This window comes from Rhodococcus sp. P4_B6 (assembly GCF_056402215.1).
The window spans coordinates 96495-114434 of record NZ_JBFUHV010000005.1; the positions used below are offsets into that span (position 1 = coordinate 96495).

Sequence of the window (17940 nt, forward strand, 5' to 3'; positions counted from 1 at the left end):
GAGAAACGGGGAGAGCGCGTGACTGCTGCCACCGGAGACGAGACCAACTACCTGGTCGGACTCAATTTGGCCGATCGTCGTGTGGTCGTGGTCGGTGGCGGAACAGTCGCACAGCGCAGGCTCGGGCTCCTGATCGCATCGGGTGCACGGGTCCACCTGATCAGCCGCGCGGTCACGCCGGCGGTTGAAGGAATGGCCACTGCGGGACAGATCACAGTGGAACTTCGCGAGTACCGGGACGGCGACCTCGCCGACGCCTGGTACGCCATCGCGTGCACGGACGAACCGGACACCAACGCGGCGATCGTCGCGGAGGCCGAGCGGAACCGTGTCTTCTGCGTCCGCGCCGACAACGCCCGCTACGGCACCGCCGTCACTCCGGCGAGCGCGAGCTACGACGGGATGAGCATCGGCGTGCTGGCCGGCGGCGACCACCGTCGGTCCGCCGCCGTGCGCACTGCCCTCGTCGAGGGCCTGCAATCGGGTGCGGTCGCCGACACCGCCGACCATCCGGCAGCCGGTGTCGCGCTGGTGGGCGGCGGTCCGGGCGACCCCGACCTCATCACCGTGCGCGGCCGTCGACTGCTGGCCCGGGCCGACGTGGTGGTCGCCGACCGCCTCGCCCCGCCCGAACTGCTCGCCGAACTGGGCTCGGACGTCGAGGTCATCGACGCCGCGAAGATTCCGTACGGCCGCGCGATGGCGCAGGAGGCGATCAACGCCGCCCTCATCGACGGCGCGAAGGCCGGCAAGTTCGTGGTGCGGCTCAAGGGCGGCGACCCGTACGTGTTCGGGCGCGGCTACGAGGAACTGGAGGCGTGCGCCGCGGCGGGTGTGCCCGTCACGGTCGTCCCCGGGATCACCAGCGCCATCTCGGTGCCGTCGGCCGCCGGCATCCCGGTCACCCACCGGGGCGTCACCCACGAGTTCGTCGTCGTCAGCGGTCACGTCGCCCCCGACCACCCGGATTCCCTCGTCGACTGGTCGGCGCTGGCCCGGTTGAAGGGCACGATCGTGTTGCTGATGGCCGTCGAACGCATCGAGGCGTTCGCGACCGTCCTGATGGACGGCGGGCGTCCCGTGGACACCCCGGTCACGGTGATCCAGGAGGGCACGCTGCGGACGCAGCGCACCCTGYGGGCCGATCTCCAGACCGTGGCCGCGCGGGTCAAGGAAGAGCAGATCCGTCCCCCCGCCATCGTGGTCATCGGGCCCGTGGCCGGGTTTTCTGTGGACGCTGGGTAACGTGAACCCCCGTGTCTGAATCCCGAGTACCCGAAGGCGCGCCGGCGTCGAACCAGTCTGCGGCGAGAGCCACGGTGAATCCGCCCGCCGCCACCCGCGTGATGGGGCTGGCGATCGTCGTGCTGAGCGGGCTGCAGATGATGGTGGTCCTCGACGGCACCGTCGCGAATCTGGCGCTCGCGCCGCTGCAGGCCGACCTGGGTCTGAGCGACAGCGGCCGCAACTGGGTGCTGACATCGTACGCGCTTGCGTTCGGTGGCCTCATGCTGCTGGGCGGACGGCTCGGTGACGCGTTCGGCCGGAAGAAGATGTTCGTCGGCGGTGTCGCCCTGTTCACGATCGCCTCGCTGCTGTGCGGTCTGGCGGTGGGCGAGTTCATGCTGATCGCGGCCCGGTTCCTGCAGGGCGTCGGCGCCGCGGTGGCCTCGCCGACGGCACTGGCCCTGGTGGCGACCACATTCGCGGCCGGACCCGCGCGCAACCAGGCCATCGCGATCTTCGCGGCCATGACGGGCATCGGGTCGATCGCGGGCCTGATCATCGGCGGCGCGCTCACCGAGGTGTCGTGGCGCCTGATCTTCCTCATCAACGTGCCCATCGGCGTCGTCATCGTGGGGTGCGCGTTCGTGGCGCTGAAGGAGACGGCGGGCGAGCGCCTGGCCCTCGACGTTCCCGGCGCGGTCCTCGCGACGGTCGCGGCGACGGGCGTGGTGTTCGCGCTCACCGAGGGCCCGGAACTCGGCTGGGGGAGTCCGTACGTGATCGGCGCGCTCGTCGCCGGGCTGCTGCTGTTCGGCGCGTTCCTGTACGTCGAACGGACCGCCGACAACCCGCTGCTGCCGTTCTCGCTGTTCCACGACAAGAACCGGGTGGCGACGCTCGTCGCGATCTTCTTCGCCGGTGCCGTCATGTTCACGGTCGCCGCGTTCGTGGCGTTGTTCGTCCAGGACATCCTCGGCTACAGCCCGCTGGAGGCGGGCCTCGCGTTCATTCCGTTCGCGTTCGGCCTCGGCAGCGCGGCCGCGGTGGCGTCCAAGCTCGCCGTGCGGATCCAGCCGCGGTGGCTCGTGGTCGCCGGCGCCACGATCATGGTGGTCGGGCTGCTCTACGGGTCGACCCTCGACAGTTCCGCCACCTATCTGGCCAACCTGTTCGTACCGGTCATCGGCATCGGGTTCGGCGTCGGACTCGCCGTGGTCCCGCTCCCGCTGTGCGCCATCGCCGGGGTGTCGGAAACGGAGATCGGGCCGCTCGCCGCCATCGCGCAGGTGGCGCAGACCCTGGGCGGACCTCTCGCCCTCGCCGTCATCGGGGCGATGGCCACGTCGCGCACCCTCTCGCTCGGCGGCATCTCCGGCAAGGTCGCGGACATGAATCCGGCGCAACTCGAGGCACTGGGCAACGGCTACACCTTCGCCCTCGTCGGCAGCGCCGGCTGCGCCCTCATCGCCGGATTCGCCGCGCTGTTCATCCGCTTCACCCCGCAACAGGTCGCGCAGGCGCAGGCCGCCGAGAAGGCCGCGCAGCAGGCGTGAGCGTTTCGGCCCGGTGGCCGGAGACCGTCGCTAGCATCCGGTCATGGACTACAAAATCGAGCTGATCATTCTGCCGGTGTCCGACGTGGACCGGGCCAAGGCGTTCTACGCCGACCAGGTCGGCTTCGTCGTCGACCACGATCACCGCGTGGACGAGAATGTGCGGTTCGTCCAGCTCACTCCGCCCGGGTCGGCCTGCTCGATCGCCGTCGGCGAGGGCCTGGTCGACACCCCGCCCGGCTCGGTGCACGGGTTGCAGATCGTCATCGACGACGCCGATGCCGCCCACGCGGAACTGTCCGCCCGCGGTGTGCCCGTCAGCGAGGTGCAGGATCTGGCATGGGGGCGCTTCGTGTATTTCGCCGATCCCGACGGCAACCAGTGGGCGCTGCAGCAGCTTCCGCAACGCGGCTGACTCCGGCGGCGGGTGGCAGAAATCGGCCCGCCCGCGCACGTCGGGCGGAGCATGATGGTCCTGTGCTCACGCCCACCCGCACGTCCGTCATGGGGGCAGTCGCAGTAGGCATGCTGCTGGCTGCCTGGGTGGCCGGGGTTCCGGCCACCGCCGCGCCCGCCGCACCGGACCCACGCGTCGGTCCGCTGTTCCTGGCCGGGACGCCGATCCACGTCTGCACCGGATCGGTCCTGGACAGCACGGACGGCGACCTCGTGCTCACCGCCGCGCACTGCATCGCAGGGTCCGGCGGTGCCCTGTCGTTCGCGCCCGGATACGACCGCGGCGTGGCCCCGTTCGGACTGTGGACGGTGYCCCAGATCTACGTCGACCCCGCCTGGCTGGAGTCGCAGGACCCCCAGCACGACTTTGCCGTCCTCCGGGTGGCGCCGAGTGGAACCACCGTGCCCGCCTCCGTCGAATCGGTGGTCGGTGGCGGCTTCGAACTGGCGCCCGCCCCGGCAGCCGAGACCACCGTGGCGGTTACCGGCTACCCGACGCTGGGTGACAGTCCGGTGTCGTGCACAGCCGCGACCACGTCGACGGACAGCTATCCGACGGTGGTCTGCGACGGTCTCGGCGACGGGACGAGTGGTGGCCCGTGGGTGGCGGGTCCGCGGGTCGTCGCCCTCGTCGGGGGCCTCGACCACGGCGGGTGCACCGACTCGGTGTCCTACTCGCCGGCCTTCGGCGCCGCCACACTCGACCTGTTGCAGCGCGCGGAGAACCGCGGCGCGGGCGACTCGACACCGTTCGCACTGCCCGGTACCTGCACCCGATCCTGACGGAGCCTGTGGTCAGCGGGGGGCGGGCCGGTACCGGCGCACGGGTCTGCCCGCACCCCCGTACTCCAGCCGGACCTCCAGCAGTCCCTCGGACAGGTAGTGCTCGAGGTAGCGGCGGACACTGACCCGGGACAGTCCGGCGAGTTCGGCGCACTCGGTCGACGACAGCTCGCCCTTCGACCGCAGGATGTCGAGCACCAGGCGGCCGGTTTCGGCGCTGAGCCCCTTCGGTAGCCGGCTCGGGTCCGGATTCTTGCCCTTGCCCCCGAACAGGGAGTCGATCAGGGATTGGTCGGCGCCGGACTGTGATTCGAGCGCGCGGGCGCGGCGCCGGAAGTTCTCGAGTTTCTCCTGCAGCTGCGTGTAGTCGAACGGCTTGACCAGATAGTCGGAGGCGCCGCCGTGCAGTGCGCGGCTGACGGTGTCGATCTCCCGGGCGGCGGTGATCATGATGACGCCCACGGCGTTGCCCTCGGCGCGCAGTCGCTGCAGGACGTCGAGGCCGGACATGTCCGGCAGGTACACGTCCAGGAGCACGAGGTCGGGGTTGCCGGTGCGCACCGATTCGAGGGCGTCCGCGGCGGTCCGCGCCACCCCGACGGTGGTGAACCCCGGTGTCTTGTCGACGAATCGGCGGTGGATCTCCGCGACCATGAAGTCGTCGTCGACGACCAGGACCTCATACATCGCCGCGCCGTCCCGTCATGATCGGAGAGTCTAGCTACGCGGCACGTGGACGGTGAACAAGGCACCACCGGTGCCGGGTGCGTCCGAGACGGCCGCGGACCCGCCGTGCTGGGAGCTGACGAGACGGACCAGGGCGAGCCCGATTCCGCGGCCGCCGGGCGTGCCGGGCTTCGAGGTGACCCCGCGGGAGAAGATCTCCTCCCGCATCGTCTCGGGAACTCCGGGGCCGGAATCGGCGACCTCGATGAGAATGCCGTCGTCGTCGGTGATCCGGATCGAGATCCGCGCGTCCCGGCCGCCCTCGGAGACGTCGACGGCGTTGTCGATGAGGTTGCCGAGCACGGTGATCACGTCGGTGGCGAGTTCGGGGTCGAGGGCGTGCAGGTGCGAGTCCGGTTCCAGCGTCAGCGACACCCCGGTCTCGGCGGCGAGCGACGTCTTCGCGATCAGCAGCGCGGCCACGGCGGGATCCGAGATACGTTGCGTGACAGCATCACTGATCTCCGCCCGACGGCGGGTGAGGGTGCCGACGAACTCGGTGACCGCGTCGTAGTCGCCGAGCTGTGTCAGCCCCGAGATCGTGTGCAGCTGGTTGGCGAACTCGTGCGTCTGCGCCCGCAGGGTGTCGGTGACACTCTTGTGCGAAGACAGCTGGCTCTGCATCGACGCCAGTTCGGTGCTGTCGCGCATCGTGGTGACGGTGCCGATCTCGTGGCCCTGGCTGGTCGCGGCGCGGCGGCTCAAGGCGAGCATCCGCGACGACGTCGACAGCACCACGTCGCGGCCGTCCTCCCCGGTGAGGAGGTACTGCCGGACGGCCGGGTCGAGCGCGATGTCGTCGACGTGCCTGCCGACGGCGTCGCCGGTGAGGTCGAGCAGTTCCTGGGCGCTGTCGTTGAGCACGGTGATCACCCCGTCGGGGTTCACCGCGACCACCCCCTCGCGGATGCTGTGCAGCAGGGCCTCGCGATGGTCGGCGAGACTTGCGATCTCGGCGATTTCGAGTCCGCGGGTGTGGGTCTTGATCCGGCGGGACAGCAGCCACGAGCCGAGAAGCCCCAGACCGGCGCCGATCCCGAGATACAGCAGCAGGCGCGCCCCCGCGCTGCTGAGCAGGTCCCAGATGGACGGGTAGTCGTCGCTGACGGAGACGACCGCCAGGACGTCCCCGGTCGCGGACAGGATCGGGACGTGCCCGACGATGGCGCGGCGCCCGTCGACGTCCACGTCGCCCGACCAGGCGCGTCCGGTCATCACGTCGCTGGCCCCGAGTTCCGCGGGAACCCCGAGCCGGGTCGGATCCGACGACACGGTGACCGCCCCGTTCGGCGCGACGATCTCGGCGAGCGTGGCGCCCGACAGGTTGACGGCGCGATCGACCTCCGGTGCCAGCACCCGCTCGACCGAGCGGTCCGACAGCTGGTCGCGCACCACCGGCGTCGACGCCACGTTCTCGGCCACCGCGATCATGCGCTGTCCCTGGAGGTCGCGGAACTCCACGGTCGACTGGTGGACCGACACCGCGGCCACCGCGAGCAGCACGACGGCGACGACGACGAGCTGGAGGAGCAGGACCTGGCCCGCGAGGCTACGAACGCGGGGATGAAGTGGTGACCACAATGAACTTAAGTTCCGTTTCGTTCGCATAGGTGACGTGCATCACGCCGGAGGTTCAGTATTGCGGAAGATCACATTCATGGCGAAATGGGGAACGATGTCGAGAACAGGTAGCGGGAGCAGGGTACGCGCGCTGCTCCTGCTCGCGCTCGTGGGCCTCCTCGTGGCCGGCTGCGGGGTCACCCGCGGCGAGGACGAGGGCCTGCACAGGGTGCGGATGATGGTTCCGAACAGTCCGGGCGGCGGCTACGACCTCACGGCGCGGACCGCGGTGAAGATCATGGAAGACGAGGACATCACCGGCCGCGTCGAGGTCTTCAACGTGATCGGCGCAGGTGGAACGGTGGCGATGGCCCGGCTGATGAACGAGGCCGGCAACGACGACCTCATGATGATGATGGGCCTCGGCGTCGTCGGCGCCGGATACACCAACGGCTCCACCGCACGCGTCTCCGACGCCACCGCCCTGGCCAAGATGGTCGAGGAGCAGGAGGGCATTCTGGTGCCCGCGGATTCGCCACTGCAGACCATCGACGACTTCGTGGCGGCCTGGCGTGCGGACCCGGCGTCGATCACCATCGGCGGCGGTTCCTCGCCCGGCGGCCCCGACCACCTGTTCCCGATGGAGACGGCACGCGCGGTGGGAGTGGACCCGAACGCGGTGAACTACGTGTCCTACGACGGCGGAGGCGACCTGCTGACTGCCCTTCTCGGTAAGAAGATCACCGCGGGCACGTCGGGCCTCGGCGAGTACGTGGACCAGATCGAGGCCGGCCAGGTCCGGGTCCTCGCGGTGTCGGGAAACGAGCGGGTCGAAGGTGTCGACGCGCCGACGCTCACCGAGGCCGGAGTGGACCTGACCTTCACCAACTGGCGGGGCGTCCTGGCGCCGCCCGGGCTGTCCGACGGCGCCAAGGCCGACATGGTCGAGGCGCTTCAGAAGTTGCACGACACACCGGAATGGAAGGAGGCCCTGGTGAAGAACGGTTGGAGTGACGCCTTCATGACGGGACCGGAGTTCGAGCAGTTCCTCCGGGACCAGGACGAGCGGGTCTCGTCCACGCTGGCCGAATTGGGGCTGGCATGACCGCGCCCGCAGAACCGTCCGCCGTCTCCGTGGACACGGCGCCGAAGCGGAGGGACCACGCGCAGTTCGTCGTGTGCGCGGTGCTGGCCGTGATCGGGGTGTTCCTCGTCGTCGACGCGCTGTCGCTCAGCGAGGGCTTCGCGAAGGTGGACCCGGTGGGCCCGCGACTGTTCCCGCTCGTCATCGGTGGGGGACTGCTGGTGTTGTCGGTGGTGTTCGCCGTCGCGATCCTGCGTGGCTCCACCGGGGATGCGGACAGCGGAGAGGACGTCGATCCGGACTCTCCGGGCGACTGGAAGACAGTCGGTCTGCTCGTCGGGTTGTTCGTGGTGACCATCGCGCTCGTCGACTTCCTGGGCTGGGCGATCATCGGCACCGTCCTGTTCGCCGGGGCCGCAACAATTCTGGGCAGCAGGCACTGGGTGCGCAACATCGCGATCGGGGCCGTACTCGGATTCGGCAGCTTCTACGCGTTCTACGTCGGGCTCGGAATACCGCTGCCCGCAGGCATTCTGGACGGAATTCTCTGACATGGACAATCTGAACTGGCTGCTGCAGGGGTTCGAGCAGGCGGCCACCCCCATGAACCTGCTCTACGCCTGCATCGGCGTCCTGCTCGGCACGGCGGTCGGTGTGCTCCCGGGCATCGGACCGGCCATGACCGTCGCCCTCCTGCTTCCCGTCACCTACAACGTCAGCCCGAGCGCCGCGTTCATCATGTTCGCCGGCATCTACTACGGCGGCATGTACGGCGGGTCGACGACGTCGATCCTGCTGAACACGCCGGGCGAGTCCTCCTCGGTGATCACGGCGATCGAGGGCAACAAGATGGCGAGAGCAGGCAGGGCCGCGCAGGCCCTGGCGACCGCCGCGATCGGGTCGTTCGTCGCCGGGTCCATCGGCACGATGCTCCTGGTGCTCTTCGCGCCTGCCGTCTCGAGTTTCGCGGTCACCCTCGGTGCGCCGTCGTACCTCGCGATCATGCTGCTCGCTCTCGTCGCCGTCACCGCGGTCCTCGGAACCTCCAAGCTCCGCGGCTGCATCTCCCTGCTCCTCGGTCTCGCGATCGGGTTGGTCGGCATCGACTTCCTCACCGGCCAGCCGCGTGCCACGTTCGGCATCCCGCAGCTGTCGGACGGGATCGACATCGTCGTCGTCGCGGTCGCCGTGTTCGCGCTCGGCGAGGCCCTCTGGGTCGCCGCGCACCTCCGTCGCAAACCGGCCGAGGTCATCCCCGTCGGCAGGCCCTGGATGGGCAAGAGCGACTGGAAGCGTTCCTGGAAGCCGTGGCTGCGGGGCACCGCCTACGGGTTCCCGTTCGGTGCGCTGCCCGCCGGCGGCGCCGAACTGCCCACGTTCCTCTCCTACATCACCGAGAAGAAGCTGTCGAAGCACAAGGACGAATTCGGCAAGGGCGCCATCGAGGGTGTCGCAGGCCCCGAGGCCGCCAACAACGCGTCGGCGGCAGGCACGCTCGTGCCGATGCTCTCGCTGGGTCTGCCGACCAACGCCACGGCCGCGGTCATGCTGACGGCCTTCGTGTCGTACGGAATCCAGCCGGGCCCGACCCTGTTCGAGAAGGAACCGCTGCTGATCTGGACACTGATCGCCAGTCTGTTCATCGGCAATTTCCTGCTGCTGGTGCTCAACCTTCCGCTCGCGCCGCTGTGGGCGAAGCTGCTTCGCACCCCGCGCCCCTACCTGTACGCGGGCATCCTGTTTTTCGCCGCCCTGGGCGCGTTCGCCGTCAACCTCCAATGGCTCGACCTGGCGCTGCTGCTGACGTTCGGGTTGCTGGGTCTGATGATGCGGAGGTTCGGGCTGCCGGTGCTGCCGTTGATCATCGGCGTCATCCTCGGGCCGCGCATCGAACGGCAACTGCGGCAGAGCCTGCAACTCGGCGGCGGCGACTGGGGCAGCCTGTTCACCGAGCCCGTCGCGATCATCGTCTACATCGTGATCGCCGTGCTCCTCATCGCACCCCTCGTCGCCAAGGTCGTCCGCGCGCACTACCCCGTCGCGGCCCCCGATTTCCCCGACGGACCGGCCGGCGGCGACTCCACCGACACAAGAGAGAAGGCACACGCATGATCGTCGTCGGATACACCCCCGACCAGTTCGGAGGGGCGGCCCTCGAACACGGCGTCGCGGAGGCGCAGCTGCGCGGAACGTCGCTGCTCGTGATCAACTCGTCGAAGGGCGACTCCCTCGCCGATCAGTCGTTCGCCGACAACGCGCACCTGCAGGAACTCGAAGGCAAACTGGCCGCGAGCGGAATCGACCACGAGGTCCGGCAGATCGTCGGGGACGAAACCGTCGACGTGATCCTCGAGGCGATGACGGCGCCGAACGCGGAACTGCTCGTGATCGGCATCCGCGACCGCACCCCCGTCGGGAAGCTGCTGATGGGAAGCACCGCCCAGCGGCTGCTGCTGTCCTGCCGCAAACCGGTCCTCGCCGTCAAGCCCGCCGAGCGCTGACGCACCCGTGAGTACTTGTTAACCGCCCGCGGTTAACAAGTACTCACGGGTGGCGGTCAGTCGGTGAGGATGATCAGCTCGCGGTCTGACGCCACCTCGACGCGCAGTCCGGCCTTCGACGCCACCCGCGCCACCCCGCGAACGTCCTGGGGTTCGGCACGGGACACGGTGAGCGCACGGGCCAGCAGACCCTTGTGGTGCTTGTTGAAATGGCTGACGACGGTGCGGGTGCCGTCCGGCTTCTCCGTGAGAACCGTGGCGATCACCGCCTCGGGGATCGGTCCGAGCTGCTGGTACGTCCCCGAGCGCAGGTCGACGACGAGACCGTCCGCCTCGGCCGTGATCGCCCGGGACAGTTCCGGCTTCCACAACGCGCGGAGGGTGCTCAGCCCGGGCAGCTTCGACCCGCCCGACAGCCGGTAGGCGGGGATCAGGTCACCGGCGCGCACCGCGCCGAACAGTGCGGACCCCATCGCGAGCCGCGACAGCGCCTTGGACTTCTGCGCCCTGGTGAACGACTTCGCGTCGAGCGCGTCGAACAGCACACCCGTGTAGCGCTCGAGTGCGGGCCGGGTGGGGGAGACCCACAGTTTGGCGTTGCGCTCGATCTCGTCGGCCTGCGTGGGGCCGAGGCCGAGCGCGAGCTGCGACGCCTCCCCGTCCGCGGCGAGCGTCACCAGCGCCTGGACCAGCATTTCACGGGTTTCGGTGAGCTGCGGCATGGACAGCTCGGCCAGGTCGAGGGGCGCGTCGGCGCCGCCGTCGGACTTGGTTTCGGAGGGAGGAAGTAGCACCAGCACGCACGAAACCCTACCGACGCGCCCGGCCTCGTCCCAGCCGACTATTCTGGTATCCCGTGATTACCCGCCTGTCCCACCTGTTCCTCCGCACGCTGCGCGACGACCCCGCCGACGCCGAGGTCGCCAGCCACAAGCTGCTGGTCCGCGCCGGTTACGTGCGTCGAATCGCGCCCGGTGTCTACTCGTGGCTGCCGCTGGGTCTGCGCGTGCTGCGCGAGGTCGAGCGGGTGGTGCGGGAAGAGATGAACGGCATCGGTGCGCAGGAGATCTCCCTGCCCGCGCTGCTGCCGCGGGAACCGTACGAGGCGTCCAACCGCTGGACCGAGTACGGCGACGGACTGTTCCGCCTGAAGGACCGCAAGGGCGGCGACTACCTGCTCGGACCCACCCACGAGGAACTGTTCGCGCTCACCGTCAAGGGCGAGTACAACTCGTACAAGGATTTCCCGGTCACCCTGTACCAGGTGCAGACCAAGTACCGCGACGAGGAGCGCCCGCGGGCCGGCATTCTGCGCGGCCGCGAGTTCGTCATGAAGGATTCGTACTCCTTCGACCTCACCGACGAGGGGCTCACCGAGTCGTATCAGGCGCACCGCGACGCGTACGAGCGGATCTTCGCCCGGCTCGGCGTCAAGTACGTGATCGTGTCGGCGACGTCCGGGGCGATGGGCGGCAGCGCGTCGGAGGAGTTCCTCGCGGAGAGCGAGATCGGTGAGGACACGTACGTCCGCTGCCTGGAGTCCGGCTACGCCGCCAACGTGGAGGCCGTCAAGACGCTCGCTCCCGAGCCGATTCCGTTCGACGGACTGCCCGCCGCGAAGGTGTACGACACGCCGGACACTCCCACGATCGCGACGCTCGTCGCGTGGGCGAACGACGCCGACCTGGGCCGGACCGTCACTGCCGCGGACACGCTGAAGAACCTCCTCGTCAAGACCCGGCAGCCCGGCGGGAAGTGGGAACTGCTCGCCATCGGTGTCCCCGGCGACCGCGAGGTCGACGACAAGCGTCTCGGCGCCTCGCTCGAGCCCGCGGAGTTCGCACTGCTCACCGAGGCGGACTTCGAGGCCAACCCGTTCCTGGTGAAGGGGTACGTCGGACCGAAGGCGCTGCAGGCCAACGGTGTCCGGTACCTCGTCGATCCCCGCATCGTCGACGGCACCAGCTGGATCACCGGTGCCGACGAGAAGGGCAAGCACGTGGTCGGGCTCGTCGCGGGCCGCGATTTCGTCCCGGACGGCACCATCGAGGCCGCCGAGGTCCGCGGAGGCGACCCGTCACCCGACGGCGCCGGTGAACTCGTCGCGGCGCGGGGCATCGAGATCGGTCACGTCTTCCAGCTGGGTCGCAAGTACACCGACGTGTTCTCCGTGGACGTGCTCGGCGAGAACGGCAAGCCTGTCCGGCCCACCATGGGGTCCTACGGCGTCGGCGTCTCCCGTCTCGTCGCCGTGATCGCGGAACAGCACCACGACGAGAAGGGCCTGCGCTGGCCGGCCGAGGTGTCGCCCGCCGACGTGCACGTGGTGATCGCCAACAAGGACGACACCGCCCGGGAAGGCGCCGAGGGACTCGCCGCCGACCTCGACAAGGCCGGTCTCGAGGTCATCCTCGACGATCGCAAGGCGTCGCCGGGCGTGAAGTTCAAGGACTCCGAACTGCTCGGTGTCCCGCTGGTCGTGGTCGTCGGCCGCGGCTGGGGCGAGGGCAAGGTGGAGGTGCGGGACCGCTTCACCGGCGAGAGCCGCGAGGTGGCCGCCGAGTCCGCGCTGAGCGAGATCGTCAAGACCGTCAGGGGCTGATCAAACCGCCCCACGCCTTTCGTCCGGACTGTTAGCTTGGCCTGACACGTCCGGACGAAAGGCCTGCTGTGACGAACTCCCTGCTGTTCGATCCGAACTCCTACGATCCCGAGCATTTCGATCCGGAGACGCGCAGACTGCTGCGGGCGCTGATCGAGTGGTTCGAGTCGCGGGGCAAGAAGCGGCTCCTCGAGGATGATCTCGAGGCGGTCTGGCCCGAGGACTTCCTGGAGTTCGTGAAACGGGAGAAGCTGTTCGCCACGTTCCTCACGCCTGCCGAGTCGGCGGGCGGCGATCCGGGTAAACGCTGGGATGCCGCACGCAACGCCGCGCTCAGTGAGATCTTCGGGTTCTACGGGCTGGCGTACTGGTACGCGTGGCAGGTGACGGTTCTGGGTCTCGGCCCCATCTGGATGAGCGGGAACCGGGCGGCGAAGGATCGCGCTGCGAGGCTCCTCGACGATGGCGGGGTGCTGGCGTTCGGTCTGTCGGAGCGGGAACACGGTGCGGACGTCTACTCGACGGATATGCTGCTGACTCCCGCCGAGGGTGACCCGGATCTCGCGTTCACCGCGAGCGGCGACAAGTACTACATCGGCAACGGCAACGTCGCGGGCATGGTGTCGGTGTTCGGCAGGCGCACCGATGTCGAGGGCAGCGACGGCTACGTCTTCTTCGTCGCGGACAGCCGCCACCCGGCGTACCACCTGCAGGGCAACGTGGTGCACGGCCAGATGTATGTCAGCACGTTCCGGCTCGAGGACTACCCGGTGCGGGAAGAGGACATCCTGCACACCGGGGTCGCCGCGTTCGAGGCCGCGCTGAACACGGTCAACGTCGGCAAGTTCAACCTGTGCACGGGTTCCATCGGTATCTCCGAGCACGCGTTGTACGAGTCGATCACCCACGCGCACAACAGGATTCTGTACGGAAACCCCGTCACCGATTTCCCGCACGTGCGCGGCAACTTCGTCGACGCGTACAGCAGGCTGGTCGCGATGAAGTTGTTCAGCGCCCGCTCCGTCGACTACTTCCGCAGCGCCAGTCTCGACGACCGCCGGTACCTGCTGTTCAACCCGATGACGAAGGCGAAGGTCACCTCCGAGGGGGAGAAGGTGATCGCGCTCCTGCACGACGTGATCGCGGCGAAGGGCTACGAGAAGAACACCTACTTCCGGGAGGCCGCCCAGCTGATCGGCACCCTGCCGAAGCTCGAGGGCACGGTGCACGTCAACGTCGGTCTGATCCTGAAGTTCATGCCGAACTACCTGCTCAATCCCGCGGAGTACCCGGAGATCGGCACCAGGATCGACGCCGCCGACGACGCCTTCTTCTGGGCCCAAGGCCCGACCCGAGGTGCGGGCAAGATCCAGTTCCACGACTGGACGACGGTGTACGAGGCGCATTCGGACGTCCCCAACGTGGCCCGGTTCCACGAGCAGGCGACGGCGCTGCGGGAACTGCTCACCACCGCCCCGCCCGACGCCGACCAGCAGAAGGACCTCGACTTCCTGCTCGACCTCGGGCACCTGTTCTCGCTCGTGGTCTACGGGCACCTGATTCTCGAGCAGGCCGGCATCGCCGGCGTCGACCGCGACTTGATCGACCAGATCTTCGACTTCCAGATTCGCGACTTCTCCGGTTATGCCGTTGCGCTGCACGGTAAATCGTCCGCCACCGAGGCTCAGCAGGAGTGGGCGCTCGGCGCGATCCGCCGGCCCGTCGTGGACGCGGAACGATTCTCGCGGGTGTGGGCGCAGGTGGAAGGGTACGACGGGGCGTACGAAATGCGGCCGTAGGCACGGCTCCACGGGGTGGGGCGGCGTCATCCCTCGGGGTGCCGCTTGCGCCCCCTGGGGTATCTGTCCGGGTGGGCGCTCTCAGCGCATTCTTATGTGGCAAGCAAAACCCCACCCCCACAGAAAGATCCACACATGGCACACACCTTCAAGCGCACCCTTTCCGCTCTCGCGATCGCGGGCTTCGCCCTCACGGCCGGAGCGGGAATCGCCTCCGCCGATCCGGGTGGTAACGGCGGCACGGCACCGGGCGGCACCTCGCAGGGTGGCAACGGCGGCACTTCTCAGGGCGGTGCCGGCGGCAACGGCGGCAACGGCTCCGGTGGAAACGTCGTGCTGGGCGGTCCGGTCATCGGCAGCCCGGGTACCACGACCGGTCCCCAGAACGCCGGCAACGGTGGCAACGGAGGAAACGGCGGGAACGCCGGGGACGCCAATGGAGGCAATGCCGGGGATGCGAACGGTGGCTCCGCGAACGGAGGCGCGGGCGCCGGTGACACGACCACGACGGACAACACCCAGAACTGCGGGTTCGTCTTCTGCTTCTGACCGAGTCGTGATCGCTCGATCTCGCTGAACACCCGAGGGGTCGACACCGCCAGGTGCCGGCCCCTCGGCGCCATGCCATACCGACTACTCCCGCCCCCTGCCACGCACTGCGAAAGGTTCTTCCCATGTCGACTTCCTTCGGCTTCTCCACTGTCCTCACACGCACGGGTGCCGCCGTCGCGGCCGCGTTCTTCGTCCTCGCGGCGGGCGCGGGCATCGCGTCGGCGGCACCGGACGCACCCTCCGACGATCCCTCCGTGAGCACCCTTGCTCCCGGACCGAACGCGCAGGGCGGCAACGTCGACATCGGCGGCCCCCATGTCGGGCCGATCGCGGTGGACGGGATCAAGGCCGGGCCCGGCGGAACGAGCGTCGGCGGCCACGACTTCGGCGGACAGGGCGGCGCGGGCCTTCCCTGGGGGTGACGGGTTCCCCACCCCGGGGTGCCTGGTGGTGCCCGTCCGGACACCGCATCCTGAATCGGCAGCAGAGAACACCCCTCCAGTCGCGAGCGACCCGGACCGGTTGCTTCGTCGCGGTGAGGACCCCGGAATCGGAACTCACGAGGGGAAGAGTCCGGGGTTCTTCCGCGCCGGCACTCGTTGCCGGATGCCCCCTCGCCGAGGGGGATCTCCGGCATGCCCGTGTCCACCCACCCCAGGGGTGGAATGCGCGACACCTCCGGGTGCGGTGGCCACCACTGGGGGTCCTGGTTGGTGCCGACGGTGCGCGGCAAAGTAGGGGACAAGCAAGAACGTAACGCTTCACCAGCCGCGAGCGAAGAAACCGAGGAGGCCATCATGACGAACACCCCGGTTGCACATGAGCACGAAGGTCGTCGCCTCACGGTCAGGACCGACGACGGGGTCCCGCTCGCGGTTCGCGAGTTCGGTTCGCCCGACGCGGCCACCACGGTGGTGTTCGTCCACGGTCACTGCCTGCGCACCGAATCCTGGTGGGCACTGCGCGAACAGCTGGTCCGCTTCTGGCGCAACGATGTTCGCATGGTCTTCTACGATCACCGGGGGCACGGTGAGTCGGGGGAGGCGCCGGCCGCCACCTACACGATCGATCAGCTCGGCCGCGACCTCGGTTCCGTCCTCGACGCCGTCGCACCGCACGGTCCGGTCGTCCTCGTCGGGCACTCGATGGGCGGGATGACGGCGCTGTCCTACACGCGGCAGAACCCGCACACCATCGGTTCGCGGGTCGTGGGCATGGCCCTGATCTCCACCGCGGCGTGCGATCTCGCCGAGGCCGGTCTCGGTCGGCACCTGCGCAGCCCGGCAGTGTCGCTGTTCCGCACCGCGGTGCGACGGGTACCGCGGGTCGTGCACGGATCGAAGCGGGTGGGTCGCACCGTCTGCACGGCGATCGCCCGCGCGGCAGGCGCCCGCAACCGGGTCGTCGACCCTCGCCTGGCCGCACTGGTCGCGGCGATGGCCAACACCACGTCCGTCGTCACCATGTCGAGCTTCCTCGAATCCCTGCTCGGGTTCGACGAGCGGCACTCCCTCGCCGCGCTAGCTCACATCCCGTCGCTGATCCTGTGCGGTTCGGTGGACATGCTCACCCCGCTCCAGCATTCGGTCGCGATGGCCTCGAAGCTCCCCGCTTCGGAGCTCGTGAGCGTCGACGGGGCCGGTCACTCGGTGATCCTCGAACGTGCGGCCGACGTCGCGCTCGCCATCATCGGCCTCGTCGAGCGGATCGCCCACGGTGAGACGGCCGCGCACCGCGAGCTGATGGCCGCGTGCTGATCAGAGATCGCGCTCGTTGATGATGCCGCTGCGCATGGCCCGCTCGGCCAGGCTGACCCGCTTTTGATTCTGCGGGAGATCGCCGACGCCGAACTTCGCGAACAATGCGCGCAGATGTGTCTTGATCGCGTCGACGCTGAGGAACAACTCCTGCGCGATCTGCTGGTTCGACGCGGGATTCGCGAACGCGGCGCCGTGCTTGTACGGCCGGCACAGCGCCGTGAGGACCGCCCGCTGGGTGTCGGTCAGGGACCGGACGTCGGGCATGTCGGTCCCCATCCGGGTGGCCTCGTCGAGAGCGCCGCCGAATTCCAGGTACCGGATCTTGGTTCCGCCGATGCGGATGCTGTCGCCCTGCCGGAGCCGGCGCCTGCCCGCGAGTCGCTCGCCGTTGACGAACGTGCCGTTACGGGAGAGTCCGTCGTCGAGGATGGTCCAGTGCGAGCCGACGCATTCGAGCACGGCGTGGAGTCGCGAGACCTCGTCGTCCTCCGTGAGGAGTAGATCGGAGCCGGGCGACCGTCCGATCGTGACGCGCGCGGAAGTGGGGGAGAGGTCCACGGTGTGGTGGTGACCCTCCCTGTCGGAATAGCTCAGTCGAGACTCAACGGCTCGGTCCACGGCTACACCCCTTCCGCACGCTTCCATCGTGCCCCGCCGTGTGTCCGATGAGCAAGATCAAGAGCGGAAATCGCCGATCACGGATCAGTTCTCGGAGCTTGCGGCGTCCAGGGTGTTGCCGAATGCGCACACGGCGAGTTCCTCGAGCGCCGGATCCTGCCCGGCATGTTCGGGTACCTGCATGGCGAGCAGGGTGTTGAGCAGCATTCCGTTGGCGATGAAGGTGCGGGCCCGTTCGGGGCTGCAGCCGGTGCGTGTGCGGATCTGTGTGTAGAGCCGGGACATCCAGTCGCGCGCCAGTGCGCCGATCTCCGGGTTCGCGCCGGACGTGAAGCCGTGCATCATCACGAGCAGGAGGTCGCGGTCCTCGAGCAATTCGGTGTACGCGACGCCCATCGGGAGCCACGATTCGTCGTTCTCGGGGTCGGCGGCGACACCGTCGAACCAGGGTTCGAAGGTCTCGAGAATCCGGGACATCGCGCGGTCGAAGACATCGGCGAACAGCCGCGATTTCGAACCGAACATGCGCACCACGTACGGCTGCGACACCCCGGCCTCGCGTGCGACGGCGTCGGTGCTGGTGCCGTGATAGCCGTCCCTGGCGAACGCGCGGGAGGCGGCGGCCAGTACGAGTTCACGCCGTTCCGTCGCGCTCATGCGGGTCTGTTTCACGGGCGAGGCCATGTTGACATGTTATCAGTTGATTACTAGTCTCCGAA

Annotated in this window: 18 protein-coding genes; 13 read left to right on the plus strand and 5 right to left on the minus strand. The window is 68.8% G+C overall.

Going from position 1 to position 17940, the window contains the following annotated elements:
* Positions 1 to 18: 18 nt before the first annotated feature.
* The 4 genes from cobA (at position 19) to AC1DWT_RS03745 (ending at position 4019) form a co-directional block, all read left to right on the plus strand.
* Positions 19 to 1245, plus strand: coding sequence for a uroporphyrinogen-III C-methyltransferase (gene cobA / locus AC1DWT_RS03730; protein WP_477919784.1), 1227 nt, complete (start codon positions 19 to 21; stop codon positions 1243 to 1245).
* 101 nt (positions 1246 to 1346) lie between these two features.
* On the plus strand, positions 1347 to 2780 hold the full coding sequence (locus tag AC1DWT_RS03735; RefSeq protein ID WP_072937986.1) for an MFS transporter: 1434 nt from the start codon (positions 1347 to 1349) through the stop codon (positions 2778 to 2780).
* 43 nt (positions 2781 to 2823) lie between these two features.
* Positions 2824 to 3195 carry a glyoxalase superfamily protein gene (locus AC1DWT_RS03740; protein WP_072937853.1) on the plus strand — a complete coding sequence of 124 codons (372 nt, stop codon included), beginning with the start codon at positions 2824 to 2826 and terminating at the stop codon, positions 3193 to 3195.
* Positions 3196 to 3257: 62 nt separating this feature from the next.
* Positions 3258 to 4019: a trypsin-like serine peptidase gene (locus AC1DWT_RS03745; protein WP_477919786.1), complete on the plus strand. Its 762-nt coding sequence runs from the start codon at positions 3258 to 3260 to the stop codon at positions 4017 to 4019.
* Positions 4020 to 4031: 12 nt separating this feature from the next.
* Here AC1DWT_RS03745 and AC1DWT_RS03750 read toward each other — a convergent pair whose 3' ends face one another.
* A complete protein-coding gene (locus AC1DWT_RS03750; protein WP_072937855.1) occupies positions 4032 to 4706 on the minus strand; it encodes a response regulator in 675 nt (224 codons plus the stop codon).
* Positions 4707 to 4736: 30 nt separating this feature from the next.
* Entirely contained in the window at positions 4737 to 6353 is a 1617-nt protein-coding gene (locus tag AC1DWT_RS03755; RefSeq protein WP_095860748.1) for a sensor histidine kinase, read from the minus strand.
* Between the two features lie 67 nt (positions 6354 to 6420).
* Between AC1DWT_RS03755 and AC1DWT_RS03760 the strand changes: the two genes are divergently transcribed.
* Genes AC1DWT_RS03760 through AC1DWT_RS03775 form a run of 4 tightly spaced genes read left to right on the plus strand, consistent with a single transcriptional unit; the run spans position 6421 to position 9890 of the window.
* Positions 6421 to 7410 carry a Bug family tripartite tricarboxylate transporter substrate binding protein gene (locus tag AC1DWT_RS03760; RefSeq protein WP_072937987.1) on the plus strand — a complete coding sequence of 330 codons (990 nt, stop codon included), beginning with the start codon at positions 6421 to 6423 and terminating at the stop codon, positions 7408 to 7410.
* Positions 7407 to 7940: a tripartite tricarboxylate transporter TctB family protein gene (locus tag AC1DWT_RS03765; RefSeq protein ID WP_206015301.1), complete on the plus strand. Its 534-nt coding sequence runs from the start codon at positions 7407 to 7409 to the stop codon at positions 7938 to 7940. Before AC1DWT_RS03760 ends, AC1DWT_RS03765 begins: the two co-directional genes overlap by 4 nt.
* Position 7941: 1 nt before the next feature.
* Entirely contained in the window at positions 7942 to 9501 is a 1560-nt protein-coding gene (locus AC1DWT_RS03770) for a tripartite tricarboxylate transporter permease (RefSeq protein ID WP_072937858.1), read from the plus strand.
* On the plus strand, positions 9498 to 9890 hold the full coding sequence (locus AC1DWT_RS03775; protein WP_072937859.1) for a universal stress protein: 393 nt from the start codon (positions 9498 to 9500) through the stop codon (positions 9888 to 9890). The genes AC1DWT_RS03770 and AC1DWT_RS03775 overlap by 4 nt, the downstream gene beginning before the upstream one ends.
* A 56-nt stretch (positions 9891 to 9946) precedes the next feature.
* Here AC1DWT_RS03775 and yaaA read toward each other — a convergent pair whose 3' ends face one another.
* Complete coding sequence (gene yaaA, locus AC1DWT_RS03780; RefSeq protein WP_095860747.1) at positions 9947 to 10690, minus strand: peroxide stress protein YaaA; 744 nt, start codon at positions 10688 to 10690, stop codon at positions 9947 to 9949.
* A gap of 56 nt (positions 10691 to 10746) precedes the next feature.
* Between yaaA and AC1DWT_RS03785 the strand changes: the two genes are divergently transcribed.
* The 5 genes from AC1DWT_RS03785 (at position 10747) to AC1DWT_RS03805 (ending at position 16600) form a co-directional block, all read left to right on the plus strand.
* Positions 10747 to 12492: a proline--tRNA ligase gene (locus AC1DWT_RS03785; RefSeq protein WP_095860746.1), complete on the plus strand. Its 1746-nt coding sequence runs from the start codon at positions 10747 to 10749 to the stop codon at positions 12490 to 12492.
* A 68-nt stretch (positions 12493 to 12560) separates the two neighbouring features.
* Positions 12561 to 14291, plus strand: a complete 1731-nt coding sequence (locus tag AC1DWT_RS03790; protein WP_206015302.1) for an acyl-CoA dehydrogenase family protein — start codon at positions 12561 to 12563, stop codon at positions 14289 to 14291.
* 135 nt (positions 14292 to 14426) lie between these two features.
* Complete coding sequence (locus AC1DWT_RS03795; protein WP_174705457.1) at positions 14427 to 14840, plus strand: hypothetical protein; 414 nt, start codon at positions 14427 to 14429, stop codon at positions 14838 to 14840.
* Between the two features lie 125 nt (positions 14841 to 14965).
* Entirely contained in the window at positions 14966 to 15265 is a 300-nt protein-coding gene (locus AC1DWT_RS03800; protein WP_072937864.1) for a hypothetical protein, read from the plus strand.
* 375 nt (positions 15266 to 15640) lie between these two features.
* Positions 15641 to 16600, plus strand: a complete 960-nt coding sequence (locus AC1DWT_RS03805; RefSeq protein WP_095860744.1) for an alpha/beta fold hydrolase — start codon at positions 15641 to 15643, stop codon at positions 16598 to 16600.
* Here AC1DWT_RS03805 and AC1DWT_RS03810 read toward each other — a convergent pair whose 3' ends face one another.
* Positions 16601 to 17248: an FHA domain-containing protein gene (locus tag AC1DWT_RS03810; RefSeq protein WP_072937866.1), complete on the minus strand. Its 648-nt coding sequence runs from the start codon at positions 17246 to 17248 to the stop codon at positions 16601 to 16603. It lies immediately after the preceding gene.
* A gap of 57 nt (positions 17249 to 17305) precedes the next feature.
* Entirely contained in the window at positions 17306 to 17905 is a 600-nt protein-coding gene (locus AC1DWT_RS03815) for a TetR/AcrR family transcriptional regulator (RefSeq protein WP_072937867.1), read from the minus strand.
* Positions 17906 to 17940 lie beyond the last annotated feature (35 nt).

Coding starts and splice junctions, on each gene's coding strand:
- AC1DWT_RS03735 (WP_072937986.1), top strand. CDS start 1,347: ATGGGGCTGGCGATCGTCGTGCTGAGCGGGCTGCAGATGATGGTGGTC.
- AC1DWT_RS03740 (WP_072937853.1), top strand. CDS start 2,824: ATGGACTACAAAATCGAGCTGATCATTCTGCCGGTGTCCGACGTGGAC.
- AC1DWT_RS03750 (WP_072937855.1), bottom strand. CDS start 4,706: ATGTATGAGGTCCTGGTCGTCGACGACGACTTCATGGTCGCGGAGATC.
- AC1DWT_RS03755 (WP_095860748.1), bottom strand. CDS start 6,353: ATGCGAACGAAACGGAACTTAAGTTCATTGTGGTCACCACTTCATCCC.
- AC1DWT_RS03760 (WP_072937987.1), top strand. CDS start 6,421: ATGTCGAGAACAGGTAGCGGGAGCAGGGTACGCGCGCTGCTCCTGCTC.
- AC1DWT_RS03765 (WP_206015301.1), top strand. CDS start 7,407: ATGACCGCGCCCGCAGAACCGTCCGCCGTCTCCGTGGACACGGCGCCG.
- AC1DWT_RS03770 (WP_072937858.1), top strand. CDS start 7,942: ATGGACAATCTGAACTGGCTGCTGCAGGGGTTCGAGCAGGCGGCCACC.
- AC1DWT_RS03775 (WP_072937859.1), top strand. CDS start 9,498: ATGATCGTCGTCGGATACACCCCCGACCAGTTCGGAGGGGCGGCCCTC.
- AC1DWT_RS03795 (WP_174705457.1), top strand. CDS start 14,427: ATGGCACACACCTTCAAGCGCACCCTTTCCGCTCTCGCGATCGCGGGC.
- AC1DWT_RS03800 (WP_072937864.1), top strand. CDS start 14,966: ATGTCGACTTCCTTCGGCTTCTCCACTGTCCTCACACGCACGGGTGCC.
- AC1DWT_RS03805 (WP_095860744.1), top strand. CDS start 15,641: ATGACGAACACCCCGGTTGCACATGAGCACGAAGGTCGTCGCCTCACG.
- AC1DWT_RS03810 (WP_072937866.1), bottom strand. CDS start 17,248: ATGGAAGCGTGCGGAAGGGGTGTAGCCGTGGACCGAGCCGTTGAGTCT.
- AC1DWT_RS03815 (WP_072937867.1), bottom strand. CDS start 17,905: ATGGCCTCGCCCGTGAAACAGACCCGCATGAGCGCGACGGAACGGCGT.